The following is a 19,266-nucleotide window of genomic DNA, read 5'->3' on the forward strand; positions in this document are numbered from 1 at the left end:
TGGCCGCCGTTTCCGCTAGATTTAGCTAGATATGTCTAGTCACCTTACAGAGTGAAGGATCGCGCGATGCCTGTCGCCACCGCCACCCGCATCGATCTGGCCAGCATGGTTGCCCTCGTCGTCCGGCTCGCCGGGCCGATCAATCAACTGATGGCCCGTGAACTCGGATTGCCCCTCAACGACTTGGCGGCGTTGCAACATCTCGTGGGACTACCGCCCGCGGGACCGGCCGAGCTGGGCCGGCGTTTGGGAATGTCGTCGGCCTCGGCCACGGTGCTGGCTGACCGACTCGAACGTGCCGGTTATGTTCGGCGTCATCGCGACCCTCACGATCGACGCCGAGTCATCCTTGAGGTCACCGACACGGCCGCCATGCGTGCCCAAACCGCCATCGGCCCACTCGTCGAGGCGCTCAACTCGATCGGCGACCGGCACGACGTGGCTGGTCAGCAGCAGATCAGCACATACCTGGCCGCAGTGATCGACGCGATGGCCGAGTTCACCGGCGCTGATGACTCGGAACTCACGAGTTGAGCTGCACGCGGCGATACGCCGCGATGCCCGCGCTGGCCTGTCCGGTCGAGAGATCCAACGCAAACACGGCGTCGGATGGCGCACTGTGCAATCCGCCCTCGCATCGGCCTGGCCCCAACAGCGAGCTGCTTATCCCACCAGAGCCTCCAAACTCGACGGGTTCAAACCTGCGATTGACGACATCCTGCGTTCCGATCTCGACGCGCCGCGCAAGCAACGCCACACCGTGACCCGCATCGTCGACCGCCTGCGCACTGAGTTCGGTATGGATGACGTGTCCTACCCCGTAGTGCGGGCATACGTGGCCAGACGGCGACCGGAGATCAGCATCGAATGCGGCCGTGGCGCACCCGGGGTATTCGTTCCGCAAACCCATTTGCCCGGCCGCGAAGCCGAAGTCGACTTTGGTGAGATCGGCGTGCGGTTACGTGGTCAACTCACCACCTGCCACCTGTTCTCCCTACGGATGTCCTACTCGGGCAAAGCGGTTCATCGTGCCTCTGCAACCGGAGGTCAGGAGGCGTTTTTCGAGGGCCACGCGCACGCGTTCCAGGTTCTCGGAGGAGTGCCTGCCGGTAAGATCCGCTACGACAATCTCAAAGCCGCTGTGGCACAGGTAATCGGCTTCTCTCGCCAGCGCGTCGAAACAGACCGCTGGGTGGCGTTTCGCTCGCACTTCGACATCGACGCCTTCTACTGCCAGCCAGGTATCACCGGCGCTCACGAGAAGGGCGGTGTGGAAGGCGACATCGGGCGGTTCCGCCGCAATCACCTCGTGCCGGTACCGGAAGTCGAGTCACTGCACGAACTCAACGAACTCATCGACGGCTACGACCAGGCCGACGATCTGCGGCGCATCGGCCACCGCGCCCACACCGTGGCCGAGTCCTTCAACGCCGAGCGTCAACTCCTCAAACCGCTACCCGTAGAAACGTTCGAGACAGGACTCTGGGTGACACCGCGCGTGGACCGCTACTCCCAGATCACCGTCCGCACCAACCGATACTCCGTACCCTCACGGCTCATCGGCCGCCAAACCCGAGTACTCCTCAACGCATCAGACCTCACCGTCTACGACGGCAGAACACTCGTCGCCAGCCAGAGCGATTGCTCACCAAAGGCGGCTCCCGCCTCGACCTCGACCACTACCTGGAAGCATTCGTCCGCAAGCCCGGCGCCCTGCCCGGAGCGACAGCACTAGAGCAGGCCCGCCGAGCAGGTACCTTCACCGCAGCCCACGACGCGTGGTGGGCTGCAGCCTGCAAAGCCCATGGCGACACCGCCGGCACCCGCGCGCTCATCGAAGTCCTTCTCCTGCACCGACATACCGACCACCGCCACGTCATTGCCGGCATCAACGCCGCCCTGCAAGCCGGAGCGTTAACCGCTGACGCTGTTGCCCTTGAAGCCCGCAAAGCCGCTGAGACTGGCAGCGACATCACCACCGCCGACCCGCCGCCGACCGACATGCCAGCCGTGTCGTCACTGACACAGCGCCGCTTAACCCACCTGCCGATCGACACGCGGCCCCCGCCCTCAGTCACCGCCTATGACCAGCTTCTCCGACGGAGCACACAGTAGACGCCAACCGAAAGGACCCCGCCGATGAACGCTCCCACCCGTCGCGGACTCACCGAACAAGCCGCCGATGCCGCGATTGACCAAGCCTGCCGCATGCTCCGCCTCCCCACCATCCGAACCCACTTCCCCGAAACCGCTGACACCGCCGCCCGCCAACAGCAGTCCTACCGCGCCTTCCTCGCCGAACTACTCCTGGCCGAATGTGACGACCGTGCCCGCCGACGCTCCGAACGCCGCATCCGCGCCGCGGCCTTCCCACGCGAAAAGTCCCTTCGCACTTTCGACTACACCGCAAACCCGAACGTCGACCCCGCCGTCATCAACACCCTGGCCACCGCAGACTGGGTACGCAAAGGCCAACCCCTCTGCCTCATCGGCGACAGCGGCACCGGCAAGAGCCACCTACTCATCGCCCTAGGAACCGAAGCGGCCATGGCAGGATTCCGGGTGAAGTACACCCTCGCCGCCAAACTGGTCAACGAACTCGTCGAAGCCGCCGACGAAATGACGCTCACCAAAACGATCGCCCGCTACGGCCGCGTGGACCTACTGTGCATCGACGAACTCGGCTACATGGCCCTCGACAAGCGCGGCGCCGAACTGCTCTTCCAAGTTCTCACCGAACGCGAAGAAAAAGCATCCGTGGGCATCGCCAGCAACGAAGCCTTCAGCGGATGGACCAAGACCTTCACCGACCCACGACTCTGCGCAGCCATCGTCGACAGGCTCACCTTCGGCGGCAACATTATCGAAACCGGCACCGACTCCTACCGCCTCGCCCACACACTCCGCAGCCGCGACAACACCGACAAGTGACGTCAACATTCGCGAACACACCACACCCGAACCCGCCGAACCTGACGTCAACATTCACGAACAAACGACGCCCTCATCCACGACCAACGCCAGCTGCGCCTCGACCAGATCAATCACTAGGTCAGACCTCGCCATGTGGCCCCTCCTTGCGCAATGCGCTCGCTCGATCATTGCAGATGCGTTCACCACCGCGGGTTCGGCGCCGTACTGTGTCGTGCCCGCTAGCAGCGCCAACAGCGCTCAGATAGTTGTCCGAGTTCTGCCGTAGTGTTCTTCGACCGCCCTGCGGCCACTGATCGCACGGGTGGCTTGTCGCCAGCTACCCGGGTGTGTCTCAGAGGCGTATTGGTGCGCCGGGCGGTCACGCTCGTCGGCGTTGGTCTAGTTCCGGACAGCAGGCCCCGCGACGCTCTGCGTGTCGGTGAGGCGAAGCTGCGTTGGCACGGCAGCAGCGCTGAGGTGTCGAGCTGGTCGCGGCCGTGACAGGCCTTCCGGTCACCGGTTTCGTCGTGGTTCACGTCGACAAAGACGCTGATGACCGCCGACATCGACGAAAGTGCATGGAGTTTCTTCTGCCGCACTTGGCGTTGATGCCGTGCCCACCGGCGAGCCGATCTTGGAGCTGGACACTCGGTCACTTCTGAGGACGTCGACCACGCGACACAGCGCGCCGAGGAAGCGAAACAGCGGGCCGAAACGCCCACCTGTCCGCAGCCCATCTCCACGAACACGCCGGCGACGCACATCAGCGGGCAGCCGAGGTTCACGACCAAGCACCGTCAGCAGGCGTCGGAGACGTCACTGCGCACAAGGCCAAAGCTCAACGTCATCGCAGAGCGGCCACTTCCGATCGAGAGGCCGCTTCGCGCGACTACTACGACGCCGAGCAAGAACGTCACTAGTTGACTGTCTCGTTTCTGAAAATTTGAGACCAATCAGTTCCTGTCTTGATTCATCGAGACGAAGATTAGACCCCTGTCGTCTCGAACGGGTCTCGGCTTCACCCGTTGCTTGATGGCGGCGGCGAGGTCGTCTGGGATGGGCATGGGTGTCATGAGGCCCGCGTTGACGCGGCCGGTGTTGCCGACCGGGTAGCGGCCGGTCATCGAGCCGGGGGCGGCGACGATGAGGCGCAGGACTTGGCCGATGGCTTCGCGGCGGTCGTGTTGGCGAAGTGCGAGCGCCAGCATGGCGGCGTGGTTGCAGGTGTGCAACCAGGGACTTGGTTGGGAGGCGATGTGTGCCCGCTCTAAGTGTCGCCACCGGGTCGCGGGGTCTGCGGCGTGTTTCGCGGCGGTCATTTCCGCTCGGTAGACCTTGCGGGCCTGCTCACTGATTCGTGGCATTGAGTTGGCTCCTGTCGTGGGGATGAGCTTGGTGGGGCTATCGGCGGCTGGTCCGCTTGGTGGGTGCGGTCGTGCCGTTGACGGCCGGTGGAGATGCGGTGGGGGCGCAGCAGTCGCACCCGTGCTCATCCTGTGCCGGGGCTGGGGTGATCAGGGAAAGGCTGATGCTGGTGGCGGGGGTCTGCGCGGACTGTAGAGGGCTGCAGCAGGGGTCGTCGAGGACGGGTGCTGGGCCGATGTCGAGGGTGTGGGTTGTGGTTCGCAAGGTTGTCGCTGTGACGCCGGGAAGGGCGGTGATGCGGGCGGAGCGGATGGCGTTGAGGATGACGAATATTTCGGTGGTTTCGTGGATCAGGACCACGGTGGCCAGGCCCAGGACGCCGAAGGCGGCCAGCGGTATCAGGACGGCGACGATGGCCAGCGAGAACGCGATGTTCTGCACCATGATCCGGCGGGCGTGGCGCGAGTGGGCCAGCACCTGGGGTAGGTGCCGAAGGTCCTCGCCCATCAGGGCGACGTCGGCGGTTTCGATGGCGACGTCGGTGCCCATGGCGCCCATGGCGATGCCGATGTCGGCGGTGGCCAGCGCGGGGGCGTCGTTGATGCCGTCGCCGACCATGGCGATGGGTCGGCCCGTGGAGAGGGTCGGCAGCAGGGCTGCCTTGTCTTCGGGTAGCAGCTCGGAGTGCACGGTGGTGATGCCGGCGTCGGCGGCCACCGTGTCCGCGGTGCGGGTGTTGTCGCCGGTGAGCATGGCCACCGTGATGCCCATTCGCTTCAACAGACGGACGGCTTCGGCGGCTTCGGGGCGAAGTTCATCGCGCACGGCGATGGCAGCGACCGGCTGTTCATCGCGGGCGAGCACCACCACGGTGGCGCCGGCGGCCTGCAACCGCTCCACGTCAGCGGCGAGTGGTCCGGGGGCGACCCAGGAGGGTTTCCCCAGCCGCAACCGGTGGCCGTCGAGGTCACCGTGCAGACCGTGGCCAGCCAGTGCGGTCACATCGCTGGCGGCCGGCGAGTCGCCGGCGGCGGTCAGGATCGCTTGGGCCAGTGGGTGTTCGCTGCGCATCTCCAGGGCCGCTGCCCACCGCAGGGCGTCGGCGTCGCTGAGGTCATCGGTGGTGATCACCTCGACGACGCGGGGCTGATTGCGGGTGAGCGTGCCGGTCTTGTCCAGGGCGACGACGGTGATGCGGCCAAGTTCTTCCACCGCCGCGCCACCCTTGATCAGGGCGCCGTGGCGGCTGGCGGCCCCGATGGCCGCGACCACGGTCAACGGGACCGCGATCGCCAGTGCGCACGGTGAGGCGGCCACGAGCACCACCAGTGCCCGTTCCAGCCACAGCATCGGATCACCCAACACCGCGCCCACCGCGGCGATCACCGCGGCCAACGCCATGATCGCCGGCACCAGCGGACGGGCGATCCGATCCGCCATTCGTTGCCCGGCGCCCTTGCGTTCCTGGGCTTGCTCGACGATGTGCACGATCCGCGCCAGGGAACTGTCGGCGGCCGGGGCGGTGACCTCGACCTCGATCGCTCCGCCACCGTTGATGGCACCGGCGAACACGTCGCTGCCGGGCCCGGCTTCCACGGGCACCGATTCGCCGGTGATCGCCGACAGGTCCAGGCTCGTCTGACCGGCTCGGATGGTGCCATCGGTGGCAGCCCGTTCACCGGGACGGATCACCATGACGTCACCGATCACGAGATCCTGGGGGGCAACGGTCGTCTCGATGCCGTCCCGCAGCACCGAGGCCTTCGGCGGCACCAGCGACAACAGGGAGCGCAGCCCGCGACGGGTCCGGCTGACGGCGTAGTGCTCCAAGCCCTCGGCGATCGAGAACAGGATGCCCAGCAAGGCGGCCTCGGCGAACTGACCCAACGCGACTGCGCCGATCGCGGCGATCGTCATCAACGTGCCGACCCCGATACGGCCATGCCGCAGGCCGCGCACCGCATCGGGCACGAACGTGATCGCGCCGGCAGCGACCGCAGCCAGCTCGACGGCGTGTGCGATGCCCTCGTAGCCGACCCGCCCGGCAATCCAGCTCACAGCGAGCAGCACCGCGGCCAGCGCCGCGAACTGCAATTCCCGTATTTGCCAAAGCCTTTCGGGACCCGCGTCGGGTTCGACGTCGTTGCGTGGCCCGCAGCACGCATCAGACACGATTGGCTTCCTTAGCGCTAGTTGCGGCCACGCTCGGCAAAACAGCTGCGGTTAACTCGCGTCCGCGCTCGGTCAGCTGATACATGACCAACTTGCCCTGACGGCGCGACGACACCAGCGCCGCGTTCTTGAGCTGGCGCAGATGGTGGGACACCAAGCCCTGCGGCAATCCGACCACCCAGGCCATATCGCACACGCACAATTCGTCGCCGGCCGCCAGGGCGGCCGCAATGGACAACCGGGTCGCATCGCTGAGGCCGCGCGCCGCCGCGGCGGCGGCCTGGACGGTGGCGCTATCGGGCACCGTGGCGCGAATGGACTCCGCGTGGGGCAGGTCCAAGCAGAGCAGATCGCAGGTATCCACCGGTTCACTCATATCCATATACTAAAGTACGTCGATATGAACATGAAAGGTCTCGGAGCGATCCTGACCAACACCCGCGTTCTGCTGACCGTCTTCGTTATCGCGTTAGCAACGATCGGGACCGCGGTGTTCCTCTCGGTCCGAGGCACCGACTCGGCACCTCCGATCGAACTCGACGGGGCAGCCGGACAGACGGTCCGGGACAACAGTCACCGGCTCAACTCGGTACCCGACAGCGACGTCTACTTCGTGGAATTCCTCGATTTCGAGTGCGAGGGCTGTCGCGCGGTGTATCCCGCCATTGAGCAGCTGCGCGCCGAATACGGCGACCGGGTGAACTTCGTGCTGCGCTACTTCCCGCTGCGCTCGCACTTCAACGCCGAGCGCGCCGCACGCGCAGTCGAGGCCGCCGCCCAACAAGGCCAACTCGAACCCATGTACCGGAAAATGTATGAGACACAAGCAGAATGGGGCGAGCAGCAGACTCCCGCCGACGACGTATTCCGCGGCTTCGCCCAGCAACTCGGCCTGGACATGAGCGCATTCGACGACACTTACAACGACCCGGCCACCCTGGAACGCATCCAGCTCGACATCGCCGACGGCACCGCATTAGGCGTGCAAGGAACCCCGACCTTCTTCCTCAACGGCGAACGCATCCAGCCGCGCAGTTATGAAGACCTCTCCACAGCGCTTGACCAGGCTTTGGTGCGCGGATAGACGTCTGTCTCGAATCTACTGAACGGCATCGGTTGCCTCACGTGGCAAGGGCGTGGAAAGAAGACCCTTAAGAATATTCGGCCTGGTTTATCAGATCCCTGGCTCGCTTTCATCGCAACCTGGCAGACCTGCAGCGCGTGACCCATGGTTTCACCGTCTGGCCCGCCCGCCACACGGGTCGGCCGCCAGACAATGGCTGCTCGTCCCTACATCTTTCCCGCACAGCAGGGGCACGGTTCCTTCATGTTGGCGCAGCAAGGGCATGCGTCCATCGGCATCGCCATCATCGTCTCGCCGCAGCACCACATCAGTGGCCTGGCGCCACCGGCGGTGTACGTGACCGCCATGGGGTTCTCGCTGGTGACGTCAAAGTAGATCTTGCCGGTGGCCGTCTGCCCTTGAGTCAAGGTGGCCGGGGAAATTCCCCGCGGGCTGGCCATCTGCCACAGCGCTGGGTAGCGGGCGCCTACAGAGGTTGCGGCGAAGTTGGGGATTACCGGTGTCGAAGTGCCCAAGATCGCCGTCACCGTCGCGGTCGCTTCCCACAGCTGGCCGGCCACCGGGAAGTCAGGCACATCACCGCTTTTCTTCAGATCCGCGACCGACCAACTCTGAATGCCACCACCGTCCGCTACCTGCTGATGCGCTCCAAAGCGGTGCAAACAGTGCTCCGCCGCCGACGCCGCCCCAGCCGAGCCCAGTCCCGCCATCGGCGCCATCACAGCCAATACCGCCATCAAACAGAACTTGAGCACATCTACTCCCTACCGTGGGGCCCGGCAAAGTAATCGCCTCGCGTCTACAACCTACGTACCGAGATAGTAGATGATGTCAGAAGCCGATCGACATGGCCTTGCCCTGGGCTCCTATGGCGACGGTTGACACCCGCCGCTGAATCGGAAGAGGTCGCCACGCGGTCAAGCACCATCGCCACTTGCCGGTCAACCGTCTGCAACTCTTCCCGCCGCGCCCGAAATCAGGAGCACCTTCGCTATCTGTAATCAGCAAATGCTTCGCCGCCGACACCCAGCTCATCACTGGCGTCGTTAGTGGGCGGCGTCGCGTCGGGCCGGGTCGGTCCGGCGTCGAAGGCGGCCATTTCAACGTAAGGCCGGTTACTGTCAGCGCAACCGGAAACAAGTTTTTGACCGGAGGTATTGACGTGGCAGTGCGAGGGGAGCGAATCCTGGCAGCAGCGCTGGCAGCAGCGGGAAGTCGGCGATTCCGGAACCGGATCGCCGGGCAAGCCGCCCGCTACTGGTCGGCGCCCACAGGATCGGCCTGGGAAGCGAACTCGCACTGGCGCAACGGAATCGGCGATCAAGCCTGGCTGGAGGTTGGTGACGACCATTGGAAGATCTATGAGACCTTCGCCCGAGCCCTTAATTCGCCCAGCCCGAACACGGTGATGGAGTGGGGCGCCGGCGGCGGGGCCAACGCCGTGGCTTTCGCCCCCCATGCGCAGCGCTTCATCGCCGCCGACATCTCCGAAGAAAACCTCGACGAATGCGTCCGACAAGTCCGCGCAACTTGCACGACACCCGTCGAGACACGGCGCATCGACCTCGCCTGCCCCGAACAAGCCACCGTCGGATTGGCGGGCAGCTGCGATGTCTTCCTGTGTCTATACGTGATCGAGCTAACGACGGGCGCGAACGCGGTACGGGCCATCCTTAAAATCGCCCGCACCGTGTTGGCCCCCGGAGGCACGGCGCTGGTCCAAATCAAGTACCACACCAGCGATCGTCGGACCCGCGGCTTCGCCGGGACAGCCTACGACCGAAACCTCGCATCGACCACCACCTTCACCATCGAAGAGTTTTGGAACCTGGCGGCAGAGTGCGGCCTCACCCCACGGCTAATCACCTTGGTGCCGGAAAACCGTCTCGACAGCCGCTACGCCTACTACGCCCTCACAATTCCAGCCGCCGTGCAACCCGCGCCGCCTGACGAGCGCCTGCTCGACGTCAAGTACACAGAGTTCGCCGCCACGTTCAACGCTGACGTCGCCGACGCAGAGAGGCGCGCGGCGCGCGGCAACTACATAAGCCGCCGTGAGGGCGAAACAACCGTCGACGACTGACGGTTAATCGGCTTGCCGCTGACTGGTGTATTAACCGACTCTCCCTGCGTAGACGGCGCGGTGGCATCGTAGGCAGTTCGGAGATTCCGAGCAGCCAGCCCTAGTTGCTCGCGAATGTGGCTGTGGTGGTGGACGATAGCGCGCGGCCCGTCCTACGTTTGCGTCTATGAGCGGAAGTGAGAAGTTGCGGGCGCGCAAGCGTGCGGTGGAAGCGCAGCGCAGGGCGAACGAGAAACGCGCGAACCTTGAACGTGCCAACGTAGACGATGCCGCCTCGGTTCGTGTGCTGCTCCAGCGGCTGCGCGCCGTTGACGCTTGGGAGAGTGTGCGCCTCGATCAAGTGAATGAAAACGTGCGCATGGACGCAGCCCGCAAGCGTGTGAGTCACTTCGTCAACCTGCAAACGGTTACCGGGCGGATGAGGGACCGCGGTCAGACGATCGCGTCGATCGCTACTCTTGCGGAGGTCGAGGTTCGCGACCTCCAAAATGTCCTTCGCAGAGCGCGTGCTGACGAGGGCGGCGCGCAGCGTGCAACGGAGTCTCGAAACGCCGCGGCTCTAAGCGCAAACGGCGCAAGTTTGGTGAGCCATAGCGCAATTGGCGTTGACCATCATCAACCGATCGCAGCGGACAACTACCCGACATCCGATCCGAATCGGTGCGTCCGTTGCGATGCGGTCATGCTGGATCCCGAAGTCACTTCCCGGCGAGGGCGTCCGCGTCGCTATTGCTCTGACACGTGCCGCAGAGACGCCTCGGCGGCGCGTACAGCAGCACAGCGGCACGGAGAACCGATTCGCATCGTCGAGGTTCCTCGTGCTGCCGTCCGAAGTGCATCGAGTACACAGCAACACGGCGCCACCGCTCCGGTAATTCGTTCCGCATGCGACGCGGTAGAATTCGCGCTCCAAAACGCGGATGCCATGAAGATACTATTGTCGAGTGTGGCTGAGCGGGCACGGCGTAAAGAGTTGGACCGCAGCACATTTGAGGCCGCCCGAGAACTCGCCAAAGTGGTCTATCCAAATAGGGGTTAACGCATACCCTGGCTCGGCGCTACCCCGTCAGATGCGAAGCATGTCGTGTTCCGCCTTCACTTGATGAGGCATGGCTGGCCATGCAAACAGGCGGCGGCGTCAATCCCAGCGTGACTGATCCTGACATATGAGAGTTCGGTTGGAATCAAACGTTTTGGACATGACGCGGCTGCCAGTGCCCTGTTTGCGTGAAATTGCAGATCAGCCTACTGAACTGGGATTATCCGCTGAACAAATGTGTGCTCAGCTGTGGTGAACTGTCTGTGCGAAGCGGTACTTTATGAGTCATGGAGCGTCTAGATCTGCAGCCGGCGCCCGCATGGGGCGGAATTGCGGCAGCTGCCGTGGCCGGTTCAGACGCCGCGTCTGTTGAACCGGCCGGTCCAATCGCTAGCGGCAGGCTGTCCATCATCGACGCCGCAGCCGGCCTCGCAGACTTCACTTCTGTCGCTGCCCAGCAGGGTCACGCGGCGGGGCTTCTTCTGCGTGTTGAAGCGTTGAGCACTGCAGCGGCCGCAGCAGTTAATTCCCTTGTTGTCGTTGATGAACTGAACGCGACACAGCTTCAATCCGTGGTGGAGTGACTGTGAGCAAGCTGGCGTTCTACCTCGCGGTCGTTAGCACCGTCGTTGCCATCATGTCACTCGCTGTGAGTCTCAATATCTTCCCACGTGGGCAGACTGAACACGCGATAAGGCCGTCGACCTCGTCCACGTCTGCTGCGGAGCCCTCAGAAAAGCACGACGCAGCAATTGAGGCGTGTGTTGGCCTGAGGAACTTCAAGAGCGGTGTTGGGATTGCGCGTGGCGCCTTCATCGATCGCGTCGACCGGGCCAATGACTGGGAATCATCACAAAGCCTGGGGGTGCAGGGCTACTACTTCAGCGCGGTGGGTGCGGAGTTGAACTATATGGCCACCCGGCTAGGTCCAGGCGTACCACGAGAAATTGTTGATGCGCTCGCTGGTGTCCGGCGCTCGATCGTGGCTGTGGTCGACGCAGATTTGCGCCGTGAACCCGCCTCCGTTTCCAACGACATGGTTGATCAGTACTCGAGTGCCCTGCGGGCCGCTGAAAGTGCATGCGAAGCAACGGGGGTCGGCTAATGGCCGCTTCACCACCCGCTCGTAGCTATTCACGCTTCATCGTGGCGCCCGATGTATGGCCGGTCACCCGCGAGCAATCTGAAGGACGGGCTGCTGCTCAACGTCGTCTGGCGATGGCGACTGCGGCTGCGGTAGATGCTCACCGGGTCGCCTTGCACGGCTTGCAGGTTGTCGGTGTGGCGCAGTCAAATGGTTTTGAAGCAATGCACGCTGCCTACAGGCGTATTCAGGTTCGGGCCGACGATAAGGCTGACGCGGATAAGGCTGCCGCTGATCTGATGCAGAGTGTTGCGGCGATCCAGATGAGTGCTGAGCTGATGATTGACACGATTGATGCTGAGGCACATCAACAACTGGTACACGTGCCGAGCAGAAGTCCCACGGCTATCAACATCATTACCAGTGCTGCCGCGCGGGCGCGAGGAATCGCAGTAGGGGCCGCCGATGAGATCCGCGCTTTAACTGTGCAATTCGTCCAGGGATTTACGCCTCTGCCGGAGGGACCCCCGAATGGCGATCCGTTTAGTACGGGCGATGACGATCGGTCGACCGATAAGCGATCCGACGAATCGCCTGAGCGTCCGCCCGAGGCAGCAGTGGAGACCGGTGATACGCAGCCTCGTCTTTCGGTGCCAGACCCGTCTGATGCCGAATCCAGGTCTGGTAACACTGCGCCGCGAGTCAGCACCGGGCCTACCCCTGGTCCTTCATCGCTGTCACCGCACCCCCCGGCGCAGAGCGCCAGTCCTGCGTCCGTAGCCGCGGTTGGTGACATCGGAAGCAGTGGGGTAGGCCTCGCCGGACCAGGACGTTCCTCTTCCATAGGCTCGTTGGCCGCGTTCGGAAGTTCGGCATCGCCGCTACCGGGATCGGGCACTGGAGGAATGTCGCAGTCGGGTTCGGTACGACCGGCAGTATCTGCATCGCCGTCTCCTGCTGTCGCGCTGCAAGGGGTCATGCCTGCAAGTGGTCCTGCGCCGCTGTCATCGGTCACCGGCGCTCAGACGACTAGCATTCCTGCTTTCGTAGCCACTGCGACACCGGCGCAGCCGGCGGCATCTCCGAGTGGAATCTGGCATCCGTCAATAGGGGCGACCACGGGTGCCGTGCCAGCGTCTATTGCCGGGCCGCAGGTAGTGTCGAGTACTAATCCCTATCCAGCCGTTTCAGCACCCTTGCTGCCCCCGGGGCCGCTGGGTCCGCCGCCTTCAGTTCCGGCCGCAATTCCACCGGCCGCCGGTGCTGTCCCATTGATTGGCGGCGCTCACACCTCAATGGCGCCTGCCGCCGCATCGGTCGCGACGGCAGCGTTGACAACTCCCGCCGCGACGCTGCCGTCCCGGGTAGCGGCCGCGGCGGCCCGGGACTTGGAACGGCGGCGCAACGAGTCGAGCGATCTACAGACGGTTAAACGGTTGGCGTGGGAACTGTTGTACGCCACCGAATCCTGCCGAACCTTCGCACTGTGGGCCGTCGGCCTGATGTATTCAGCGGCTGGCGACCGGCATGTTGTGGCGCTGACACATCACGGTGCGGGTTACGTCCCCGCGGGGATTGTGGTCCCGAAGGGCGTGCGGATGCTCTGGTCTGACCAAGCTATTGGAGAGGGCTTTCGTAGCCGATGGATCGGAAATCTCGATCCGGCTGCGACACTGATCGCCTTCGCAGAAGTCAAGGCCGCGGAGCCGGCTGGCTGGCGCTTAGCCGCTGCAGCGACCACCTGGTCTGACGTAACAGCGCTCATGACTGCCGCGCAACGCTGGGGCGCTGAATGGGCCACCTGCTCCGGTATGTCCATGCCCGCCTCAATCGGAAAACGGGACGCTATCGCCAACGCGAATACTCCGCACCGATTGGAGCGGGAGTACCCCGACCTTTTCGAGCGTGTAGCGCAACTTCGTGCCAGAGGGCTTACCCAGCGAGCCGCCAAACTGGTCACGGAAGCAATCGTTTCCGACGCGCGCCTTGCGATCGTCGCCGACGGTGGCCCCCGAATTCCGCCGAACTTCGACTCGGTATGGCCGGCTGCAGCAGACGGCAGAGTAGACGCTTCGGACCGCGCCCGTTTCGCCGAAGCGGTTCAGCAGCAATGGTTCAGCATCGGAATGGTGCAGCCGGGTTGGGAAGATGAACGCACTGACACCGTCTGTGCAGAGTACAGGGGGCAATGGCTTATTTGCCGGGCGCTTGAGGTGGTCCTGGGGTGGATAGCTGACGACAACTGCGGGGCAATGCAGGCGGACCTGCCGCTGGAAGACATGATCTACGCCGCAGCACATGCCTACCTCGACAGTCGGGAAACCGGCTGGATCACTGCAATTTTCGACGCTGCAGGCGGTTCATCCTGACAATGGATTCGCTGCCTCAGGAGGTAGATGGTGAAGCTTGGCGCGCCGAGCTCGCGCGGCAGCATACGTATCTGGCGAACGTCGTCGATCAAGCATGTGCCTGGACGCGCGAGTTCCACGTTCAAACTGAGGTTGAGCTGTGCTGCAACTACACCTCACTAAAGAGTTATCCCCTGCTGGACTACGCGAACAGGCTGAGACAGCTCAGCTCAGCACTAAAAAGAGTGTGCGCAATTGCTTCGCTACAGCCTCCGCCGCCGACCTGGGACCGCACGACCCTGCATGCGCCCCCGGCTATAGCGGTGCCCGGGCGAGACCCAGATTGGCGACGGGCCGATTACTCGGAAGGCGGTCGGTACCTGCTGATGCTTCAGCCCACTTCGCCACACGGATACCCGGCTACCGCTCGTGAACAGTGGAGCGCTGCCCTTCGCCTTGCGAGCCCAAGCGTCATCGAACGCGAAATCGGTGTGCCGCAACTAGTTGCGTACGGTTGGATGGCTCGATCGGAGTTCGACAAAGCATATCGGGTGGTGCACAGAGCGTTTCTCGACAGTGCGGCCGCCACGTTTGGTCGTGCGTGGGCTACCGGATCTTCCGAGGATGGAACTCGTTCAATGACCGTGCTGGTGAGTTGGATGAAGGCACTGACCGACCATGGGTGCTCCTTGGGTGATTGTAATTCCGTGCTTCGTGACATCGAGGTCGTAGACCCGCAAGCTGTCGCGGATTGCAGAGCAGTCCAGGAAGTTTGGTGCCCTCCCACGCCCTGACCTGCTCCGCCAGTTGATACAAGGCCGAATGCGAGAGTGGCGCCTGCGGCAGTCTTTGGCCTCACGGTGCTTCACTGCTCTCGGGCATGTAACCGGTGACCTCATACCCTTGGACCAATCGTGAAGATCATTGCAATGCAGGACCTCCTAGAGAACTTCGACGAAGTGCTCTTGATCGTCGAACGAGGGGATTCATTCGAAATCCGGGCGGAGGATGGTCACGCCATCGCCCTGCTGCTGCCGATTCAGGATGAGCTCTAGGACCAAGCCGACCCACCGAGGCGAGCTGCCACACGTCGACGCTTCGCCGGTATTGACGCATCATCAGACCGGACGAAACGGTATGCGATCAACTATCTGGGCACCTGATTCCCTGCACCACAGCGCACGGTCACGACGCTGCCGCCGTGCGACCCTCGCCAGCCTTCGCGTCGGCATTCAAAACTTTCTGCTGACTCCGGTCGAAGTTCGCGTTCTCGCTGATCTGCGTAAGCGAGAGACGCGAGGGTTGCGAGGCTCGCTGAGCCACAACATCTTTGTACGGCGGATAGATTGTCCACAGCAGTACGTTCCTGCGGTTGCGCGCGCCATCATCTTCGATCACCCATCCGAGGTTGCGTAGAGCGGGTGCGTGCCTACGCAGCAGCCCAGAAACGTCGCGACCGTTCTTCGGCCAGTCCCTCGGTCGTTGCCAGTCGTCGTTGACCGGTGTGAGCAGCATCAGCAAATCACTGCCGGATTGACCAACAGCAGGTTCTAATGTCCGCGAGCGAAGCTGTTCGATAAACGGGTCGACGGACAAACTGTCCTCAGACAACTGATTGGCGCGCGACATGTACCGGCGTACGCCATTAGTCGACAAGATCTCGTCCACGGCCGCCAGCGTGCGACAGAAGTCCGCCATCCTGGGCGAGTCCTCAACTTTGATGGTATCCAACCGATGGTGAACGGAGGCAGCCAAGTCAAGTAGTCCGCCAAAAATACCTGGTAGAGCTGTTTCCCACCGCTGTCGCATCTCGGCCTCTGACTGTCGCATTCTGGGGTCGATGCGTCGCAGCTCGACGATCGCTAGCCGCTCTGCCAGATCGGGTCGGATGGCGCCGACGTCGATTCCGTTGATAATCACGCATCGACGAAACTTGATGACAGCCAGATCGGCATCGGTATATAGAGACCGTTTCACCATGGCGTCGCCTGTCGCAGCGCGGCATAAAGAGTCCGACAGCCACGGCGGGATGGCCGACAGGTTGTCCAGAGCAACGACCCACGATCCAGACGCGGCAACCGCCCATGAGTCCGCGTCCCGCGGCGCCTGACGAAAGGGGGCGGGCGAAGGATCGATGAGTTCGACCAAGCTCCGTGTCGATGTCGTTTTAGCGCTACCTTGCTCGCCAAACAGGGCTAGTACCGGATGCGGGACGTCGCACTGAACCAAAGCAGCTACTAGGAACGCGAGAAGAACTGGGCGGTCCTCAACGGCGACATTGACGAACTCCCAGAGCTTCGTCACATCCCCGCGGGAGCTTGGTGCCGGCATCGCCCCCGTCAGCTTCGTATTTCGGAGGAACCGCACCGGCGCAGTGGGAGCCATCGACCACCTTCCGTCGCAGACTTTGATTACTTGACCGTTTGGATCTCCGGTGTCGATGTAGATCGTCCCGTGGTGGTCGGCAACGCGTAGGTTCAACTTGTCGGGTGCCTGCGTGGCCGCCAGACCTTCCAAAATCAGTGTGGCGTCGGTAAGTGCTTGGCCCCCGGCGACCGCACCGGTCTCGGTGAAGTAGCGAGCGGCGAGATCTGCCCGTAGGCCAGCCCTCCCACCACGCAGGAGTATCGCGAGGTGGGGTCGACTGCGTTCGGCGCCAAAAGGTTCGCCGTCCTTTGAGACTCCGAGAACATAGCGTTCCCGGGCCATATCGACTAAGCGTGCCGCGACTGACTTCTTGTCCCCCTCCCCCCTGCCGTTCAAAGGGTTTCCTGCCCGTGGTGCTGTCGCTTATGGGCATGCTGCGCTATTCTCATGAGGAACTTCCGTGTGGCGTGATCGGGTGGTTCGAACGAAGGCCTCGGCTAGTCCCCGAGGTCTTTTTCGTGCGCAGGCACTAAGCGGCGTCGCCGCCTCCGCGGCGGGTTGCGCTCTCTCGCTCCGATATCCAGCGCAATACCTCGGCCCTCCGATAAACGACTCGGCGTCCCAAGGTGAAACTCGCCGGGCCAATATTCGAATGCCGCCAGTACCTCAGCGTCCCCATCGGAACTCCAGTGATGTCCGAAACTTCCTTCGCTCCTAGCAAATCCATCAAATTACTCCTCAGCTATGGTCGGTTCGCCTGAGCCAACAGTGACTGGTGACTTGACGGTCTGTCCACGACCACAGCCACATTCGCTTGAAGAAAAGCCTTTCAATGACTCGGGGGTCGTGACGTCTTCGGCGGGCTCATGGTCCGGCCTCCGGACAACGAAGCGGATGAGGGGAGCGGAGTACTGCGGTACTTTCAGCGTATGACGACTCGAAACGAGCGAGCGGGAATTGACGACCGCTGGCACAAACGAGTCAAGGCGCCGGACGGCGCGATGCGCACTGAGCGGTCTGCGGTATATGGCAAGGTGTCGCGATGGCGTGTCAGGTGGGTTGACGCCAGTGGAGCCGAGCGCACCAAGAGTTTCCAGCGTAAGCCGGATGCGCAGGCCTACCTAAATGGGCTGACCGCCGATGTGCAGCGCGGCGAGTATGTCGATCCGCGGAAGAGTGCGGAGACTTTCGGATCGGTGGCCGAGCAGTGGTTCGCCACCAAACAGCACCGCAAGCCGAAAACCGTTGCCGGATATCGCTCGTTGCTCGACACTGTGGTGCTGCCGAAGTGGGAAAGTGTTCAGCTGAAAAGAATTAATTATGAATCATATTCAACGTGGCTAGGGGCGCTGTCAGTCGACGGCGGGCAACGCGGAACCGGCCTGTCGGCAAGTCGGATCACCCAAGCTCATCAGCTGGTAGGCGCTGTCCTGAAGTACGCCCAACGGACTGGCAAGGTGGCGAAGAACGTCGCGTTCGAGATCAAGCGGGACGAAGATCTTCCCGAGCAAGGCGAGCGTGAGCGGCGCTATCTGACCCATGCCGAGCTGCTAATGCTGGCGAAGGCTGCTGATCGGTTCGAGACGCTGACGCTCGTTCTCGGGTACTGCGGACTGAGGTTCGGCGAAGCCGTTGCGTTGCGCCGCCGGCATGTGGGGGATCGGATGCTGACGGTGCGCTCGTCCGCAACAGCCGTCACCGGTAAGGGCATCGTGGAGTCAACGACTAAGACGAAGCGGGATCGTCACGTGCCTGTGCCCGAACCGGTTTGGAAAAAGCTCAAGGCCGAGCTGCCCGCCGACCCCAACGCGCTGGTCTTTCCCAGCCGAAAGGGCGGGTTCCTTCCACTTGGCGAATACCGCTGGGCGTTCGACAACGCGTGTGCTGATATCGGCATCGACGGGCTGGTACCGCACGGGCTGAGACACACCACGGCGTCACTGGCGATCAGTGCAGGCGCTAACGTCAAGGTCGTGCAGAGACTGCTTGGGCACGCGACCGCCGCGATGACGCTCGACCGCTACGGCCATCTTCTCAATGACGATTTGAGCGGTGTGGCGGACGCCCTGGGGAAGGCTATCGACAGCACTGCGGTATTACTGCGGTATTCAGAGCATCGTGACGAGGCGGAAAGGGCCTAAATTAGGCTCTGAACTGCAACGCCCCCATAGCCCAATTGGCAGAGGCAGCGGACTTAAAATCCGTCAAGTGTCGGTTCGAGTCCGACTGGGGGCACCGGAAAATCCCAGGTAGGCGCGACTGCGGCTCAAACATGTGAGCAATTTCTGTCAGTGGCCGCTTGCTGCGTCAGCACTGCGCAGCGAGGAACCACAACAAATATCTAGACTCCGAGAATGCGCGTGCCTCGCCGAATCGCAGAGTTCAACAAGCGAGTCACCAATCCGGCGGCTCGCACGATCACACCCTGGCTTCCCAACCTCGGGACTCTCGAGCACGTCGGGCGGAAGTCGGGTAAGCGATATCGGACGCCCCTTCTGGTATTCAAGACCGAGGATGGTTACGCCGTCCTCGTCGGCTACGGCCCGCAGACGGACTGGTTGAAGAATGTGCTGGCCGGCGGACCGACGGTGCTGCGCAAGCGTGGACGGACTATTGCGCTCGTCAACCCACGGGTGGTGAGCAAGGCCGAAGCCGCGAACCTCGTCGTACCGCGTTCTCGCCTGCTCTACGGGGCGTTTCCCTACAACGAGGCAGCCGTGCTGATGACGAATGCGGGCTCGGTGAATTGACCTCTGTACCGCGTCGGACTCAACAGCCGAGGATGCGGCTCGATACCGCCATTGTCGGTTC

The 19,266-nt window shown here is 63.1% G+C and carries 17 protein-coding genes, 1 tRNA gene and 2 pseudogenes; 13 read left to right on the plus strand and 7 right to left on the minus strand.

All coding sequences use genetic code 11. The features are described from left to right. The first annotated feature begins 66 nt into the window (after positions 1-66). The 3 genes and pseudogenes from ACEWX3_RS07020 (at position 67) to istB (ending at position 2,931) form a co-directional block, all read left to right on the plus strand. Positions 67-534: a MarR family winged helix-turn-helix transcriptional regulator gene (locus ACEWX3_RS07020; RefSeq protein ID WP_051558306.1), complete on the plus strand. Its 468-nt coding sequence runs from the start codon at positions 67-69 to the stop codon at positions 532-534. Further along, positions 512-2,115: pseudogene (gene istA, locus ACEWX3_RS07025) on the plus strand (IS21 family transposase). Before ACEWX3_RS07020 ends, istA begins: the two are co-directional and overlap by 23 nt. Before the next feature lie 24 nt (positions 2,116-2,139). Continuing rightward, the gene (istB, locus tag ACEWX3_RS07030) at positions 2,140-2,931 is read left to right on the plus strand and encodes an IS21-like element helper ATPase IstB (RefSeq protein WP_036368803.1); all 792 of its coding nucleotides are present in this window, start codon (positions 2,140-2,142) and stop codon (positions 2,929-2,931) included. Between the two features lie 1,019 nt (positions 2,932-3,950). Here the strand turns inward: istB and ACEWX3_RS07035 are convergent. From ACEWX3_RS07035 to ACEWX3_RS07045, 3 genes and pseudogenes are all read right to left on the minus strand, one after another. Further along, positions 3,951-4,277: pseudogene (locus ACEWX3_RS07035) on the minus strand (DUF3703 domain-containing protein); the annotation flags it as partial. Positions 4,278-4,314: 37 nt separating this feature from the next. Continuing rightward, on the minus strand, positions 4,315-6,450 hold the full coding sequence (locus ACEWX3_RS07040; protein WP_046361647.1) for a cation-translocating P-type ATPase: 2,136 nt from the start codon (positions 6,448-6,450) through the stop codon (positions 4,315-4,317). After that, positions 6,443-6,826 carry a metalloregulator ArsR/SmtB family transcription factor gene (locus ACEWX3_RS07045; RefSeq protein ID WP_046361678.1) on the minus strand — a complete coding sequence of 128 codons (384 nt, stop codon included), beginning with the start codon at positions 6,824-6,826 and terminating at the stop codon, positions 6,443-6,445. Before ACEWX3_RS07045 ends, ACEWX3_RS07040 begins: the two co-directional genes overlap by 8 nt. Positions 6,827-6,850: 24 nt before the next feature. Between ACEWX3_RS07045 and ACEWX3_RS07050 the strand changes: the two genes are divergently transcribed. After that, positions 6,851-7,534 carry a thioredoxin domain-containing protein gene (locus tag ACEWX3_RS07050; protein ID WP_046361646.1) on the plus strand — a complete coding sequence of 228 codons (684 nt, stop codon included), beginning with the start codon at positions 6,851-6,853 and terminating at the stop codon, positions 7,532-7,534. 206 nt (positions 7,535-7,740) lie between these two features. Here ACEWX3_RS07050 and ACEWX3_RS07055 read toward each other — a convergent pair whose 3' ends face one another. Beyond that, positions 7,741-8,271, minus strand: coding sequence for an MPT63 family protein (locus ACEWX3_RS07055; RefSeq protein WP_173838375.1), 531 nt, complete (start codon positions 8,269-8,271; stop codon positions 7,741-7,743). A 197-nt stretch (positions 8,272-8,468) separates the two neighbouring features. Between ACEWX3_RS07055 and ACEWX3_RS07060 the strand changes: the two genes are divergently transcribed. The 4 genes from ACEWX3_RS07060 to ACEWX3_RS07075 all read left to right on the plus strand — a co-directional run bounded on the left by ACEWX3_RS07060 (position 8,469) and on the right by ACEWX3_RS07075 (position 11,761). Next, a complete protein-coding gene (locus ACEWX3_RS07060) occupies positions 8,469-9,617 on the plus strand; it encodes a class I SAM-dependent methyltransferase (protein ID WP_318264061.1) in 1,149 nt (382 codons plus the stop codon). Positions 9,618-9,783: 166 nt separating this feature from the next. After that, positions 9,784-10,656, plus strand: a complete 873-nt coding sequence (locus tag ACEWX3_RS07065) for a hypothetical protein (RefSeq protein ID WP_163678418.1) — start codon at positions 9,784-9,786, stop codon at positions 10,654-10,656. A gap of 287 nt (positions 10,657-10,943) precedes the next feature. Then, positions 10,944-11,240, plus strand: a complete 297-nt coding sequence (locus ACEWX3_RS07070; protein ID WP_082753906.1) for a hypothetical protein — start codon at positions 10,944-10,946, stop codon at positions 11,238-11,240. Positions 11,241-11,242: 2 nt separating this feature from the next. Beyond that, the gene (locus ACEWX3_RS07075) at positions 11,243-11,761 is read left to right on the plus strand and encodes a hypothetical protein (RefSeq protein WP_231750901.1); all 519 of its coding nucleotides are present in this window, start codon (positions 11,243-11,245) and stop codon (positions 11,759-11,761) included. Between the two features lie 185 nt (positions 11,762-11,946). Here ACEWX3_RS07075 and ACEWX3_RS07080 read toward each other — a convergent pair whose 3' ends face one another. After that, on the minus strand, positions 11,947-12,123 hold the full coding sequence (locus ACEWX3_RS07080) for a hypothetical protein (RefSeq protein WP_231750900.1): 177 nt from the start codon (positions 12,121-12,123) through the stop codon (positions 11,947-11,949). A gap of 1,053 nt (positions 12,124-13,176) precedes the next feature. Here ACEWX3_RS07080 and ACEWX3_RS07085 point away from each other — a divergent pair. After that, the gene (locus ACEWX3_RS07085; protein WP_268787755.1) at positions 13,177-14,109 is read left to right on the plus strand and encodes a hypothetical protein; all 933 of its coding nucleotides are present in this window, start codon (positions 13,177-13,179) and stop codon (positions 14,107-14,109) included. 893 nt (positions 14,110-15,002) lie between these two features. After that, positions 15,003-15,143 carry a hypothetical protein gene (locus ACEWX3_RS07090; RefSeq protein WP_374159014.1) on the plus strand — a complete coding sequence of 47 codons (141 nt, stop codon included), beginning with the start codon at positions 15,003-15,005 and terminating at the stop codon, positions 15,141-15,143. Positions 15,144-15,273: 130 nt separating this feature from the next. Here the strand turns inward: ACEWX3_RS07090 and ACEWX3_RS07095 are convergent, their stop codons facing one another. Continuing rightward, positions 15,274-16,797, minus strand: coding sequence for an ATP-binding protein (locus ACEWX3_RS07095; RefSeq protein ID WP_232100372.1), 1,524 nt, complete (start codon positions 16,795-16,797; stop codon positions 15,274-15,276). A gap of 187 nt (positions 16,798-16,984) precedes the next feature. Further along, complete coding sequence (locus tag ACEWX3_RS07100; protein ID WP_011856752.1) at positions 16,985-17,182, minus strand: AlpA family transcriptional regulator; 198 nt, start codon at positions 17,180-17,182, stop codon at positions 16,985-16,987. Positions 17,183-17,384: 202 nt separating this feature from the next. Here ACEWX3_RS07100 and ACEWX3_RS07105 point away from each other — a divergent pair, with 202 nt between their 5' ends. From ACEWX3_RS07105 to ACEWX3_RS07115, 3 genes are all read left to right on the plus strand, one after another. Then, positions 17,385-18,596 carry a site-specific integrase gene (locus ACEWX3_RS07105; protein WP_134055702.1) on the plus strand — a complete coding sequence of 404 codons (1,212 nt, stop codon included), beginning with the start codon at positions 17,385-17,387 and terminating at the stop codon, positions 18,594-18,596. A 20-nt stretch (positions 18,597-18,616) separates the two neighbouring features. Further along, positions 18,617-18,690 (plus strand) — tRNA-Leu (locus ACEWX3_RS07110). A gap of 119 nt (positions 18,691-18,809) precedes the next feature. Then, positions 18,810-19,205: a nitroreductase family deazaflavin-dependent oxidoreductase gene (locus tag ACEWX3_RS07115; RefSeq protein ID WP_221354831.1), complete on the plus strand. Its 396-nt coding sequence runs from the start codon at positions 18,810-18,812 to the stop codon at positions 19,203-19,205. Positions 19,206-19,266 lie beyond the last annotated feature (61 nt).

Origin of the sequence: Mycobacterium sp. G7A2 (assembly GCF_041902445.1) — a bacterium.
GTDB lineage: Bacteria > Actinomycetota > Actinomycetes > Mycobacteriales > Mycobacteriaceae > Mycobacterium.

Bases quoted from the DNA above. Each gene is read 5' to 3' on its own strand.
- ACEWX3_RS07115 (WP_221354831.1), top strand. From the start codon at position 18,810: ATGCGCGTGCCTCGCCGAATCGCAGAGTTCAACAAGCGAGTCACCAAT.
- ACEWX3_RS07055 (WP_173838375.1), bottom strand. From the start codon at position 8,271: ATGGCGGTATTGGCTGTGATGGCGCCGATGGCGGGACTGGGCTCGGCT.
- ACEWX3_RS07050 (WP_046361646.1), top strand. From the start codon at position 6,851: ATGAACATGAAAGGTCTCGGAGCGATCCTGACCAACACCCGCGTTCTG.
- ACEWX3_RS07045 (WP_046361678.1), bottom strand. From the start codon at position 6,826: ATGAGTGAACCGGTGGATACCTGCGATCTGCTCTGCTTGGACCTGCCC.
- istB (WP_036368803.1), top strand. From the start codon at position 2,140: ATGAACGCTCCCACCCGTCGCGGACTCACCGAACAAGCCGCCGATGCC.
- ACEWX3_RS07105 (WP_134055702.1), top strand. From the start codon at position 17,385: ATGACGACTCGAAACGAGCGAGCGGGAATTGACGACCGCTGGCACAAA.
- ACEWX3_RS07065 (WP_163678418.1), top strand. From the start codon at position 9,784: ATGAGCGGAAGTGAGAAGTTGCGGGCGCGCAAGCGTGCGGTGGAAGCG.
- ACEWX3_RS07020 (WP_051558306.1), top strand. From the start codon at position 67: ATGCCTGTCGCCACCGCCACCCGCATCGATCTGGCCAGCATGGTTGCC.
- ACEWX3_RS07100 (WP_011856752.1), bottom strand. From the start codon at position 17,182: ATGGATTTGCTAGGAGCGAAGGAAGTTTCGGACATCACTGGAGTTCCG.
- ACEWX3_RS07095 (WP_232100372.1), bottom strand. From the start codon at position 16,797: ATGGCCCGGGAACGCTATGTTCTCGGAGTCTCAAAGGACGGCGAACCT.
- ACEWX3_RS07070 (WP_082753906.1), top strand. From the start codon at position 10,944: ATGGAGCGTCTAGATCTGCAGCCGGCGCCCGCATGGGGCGGAATTGCG.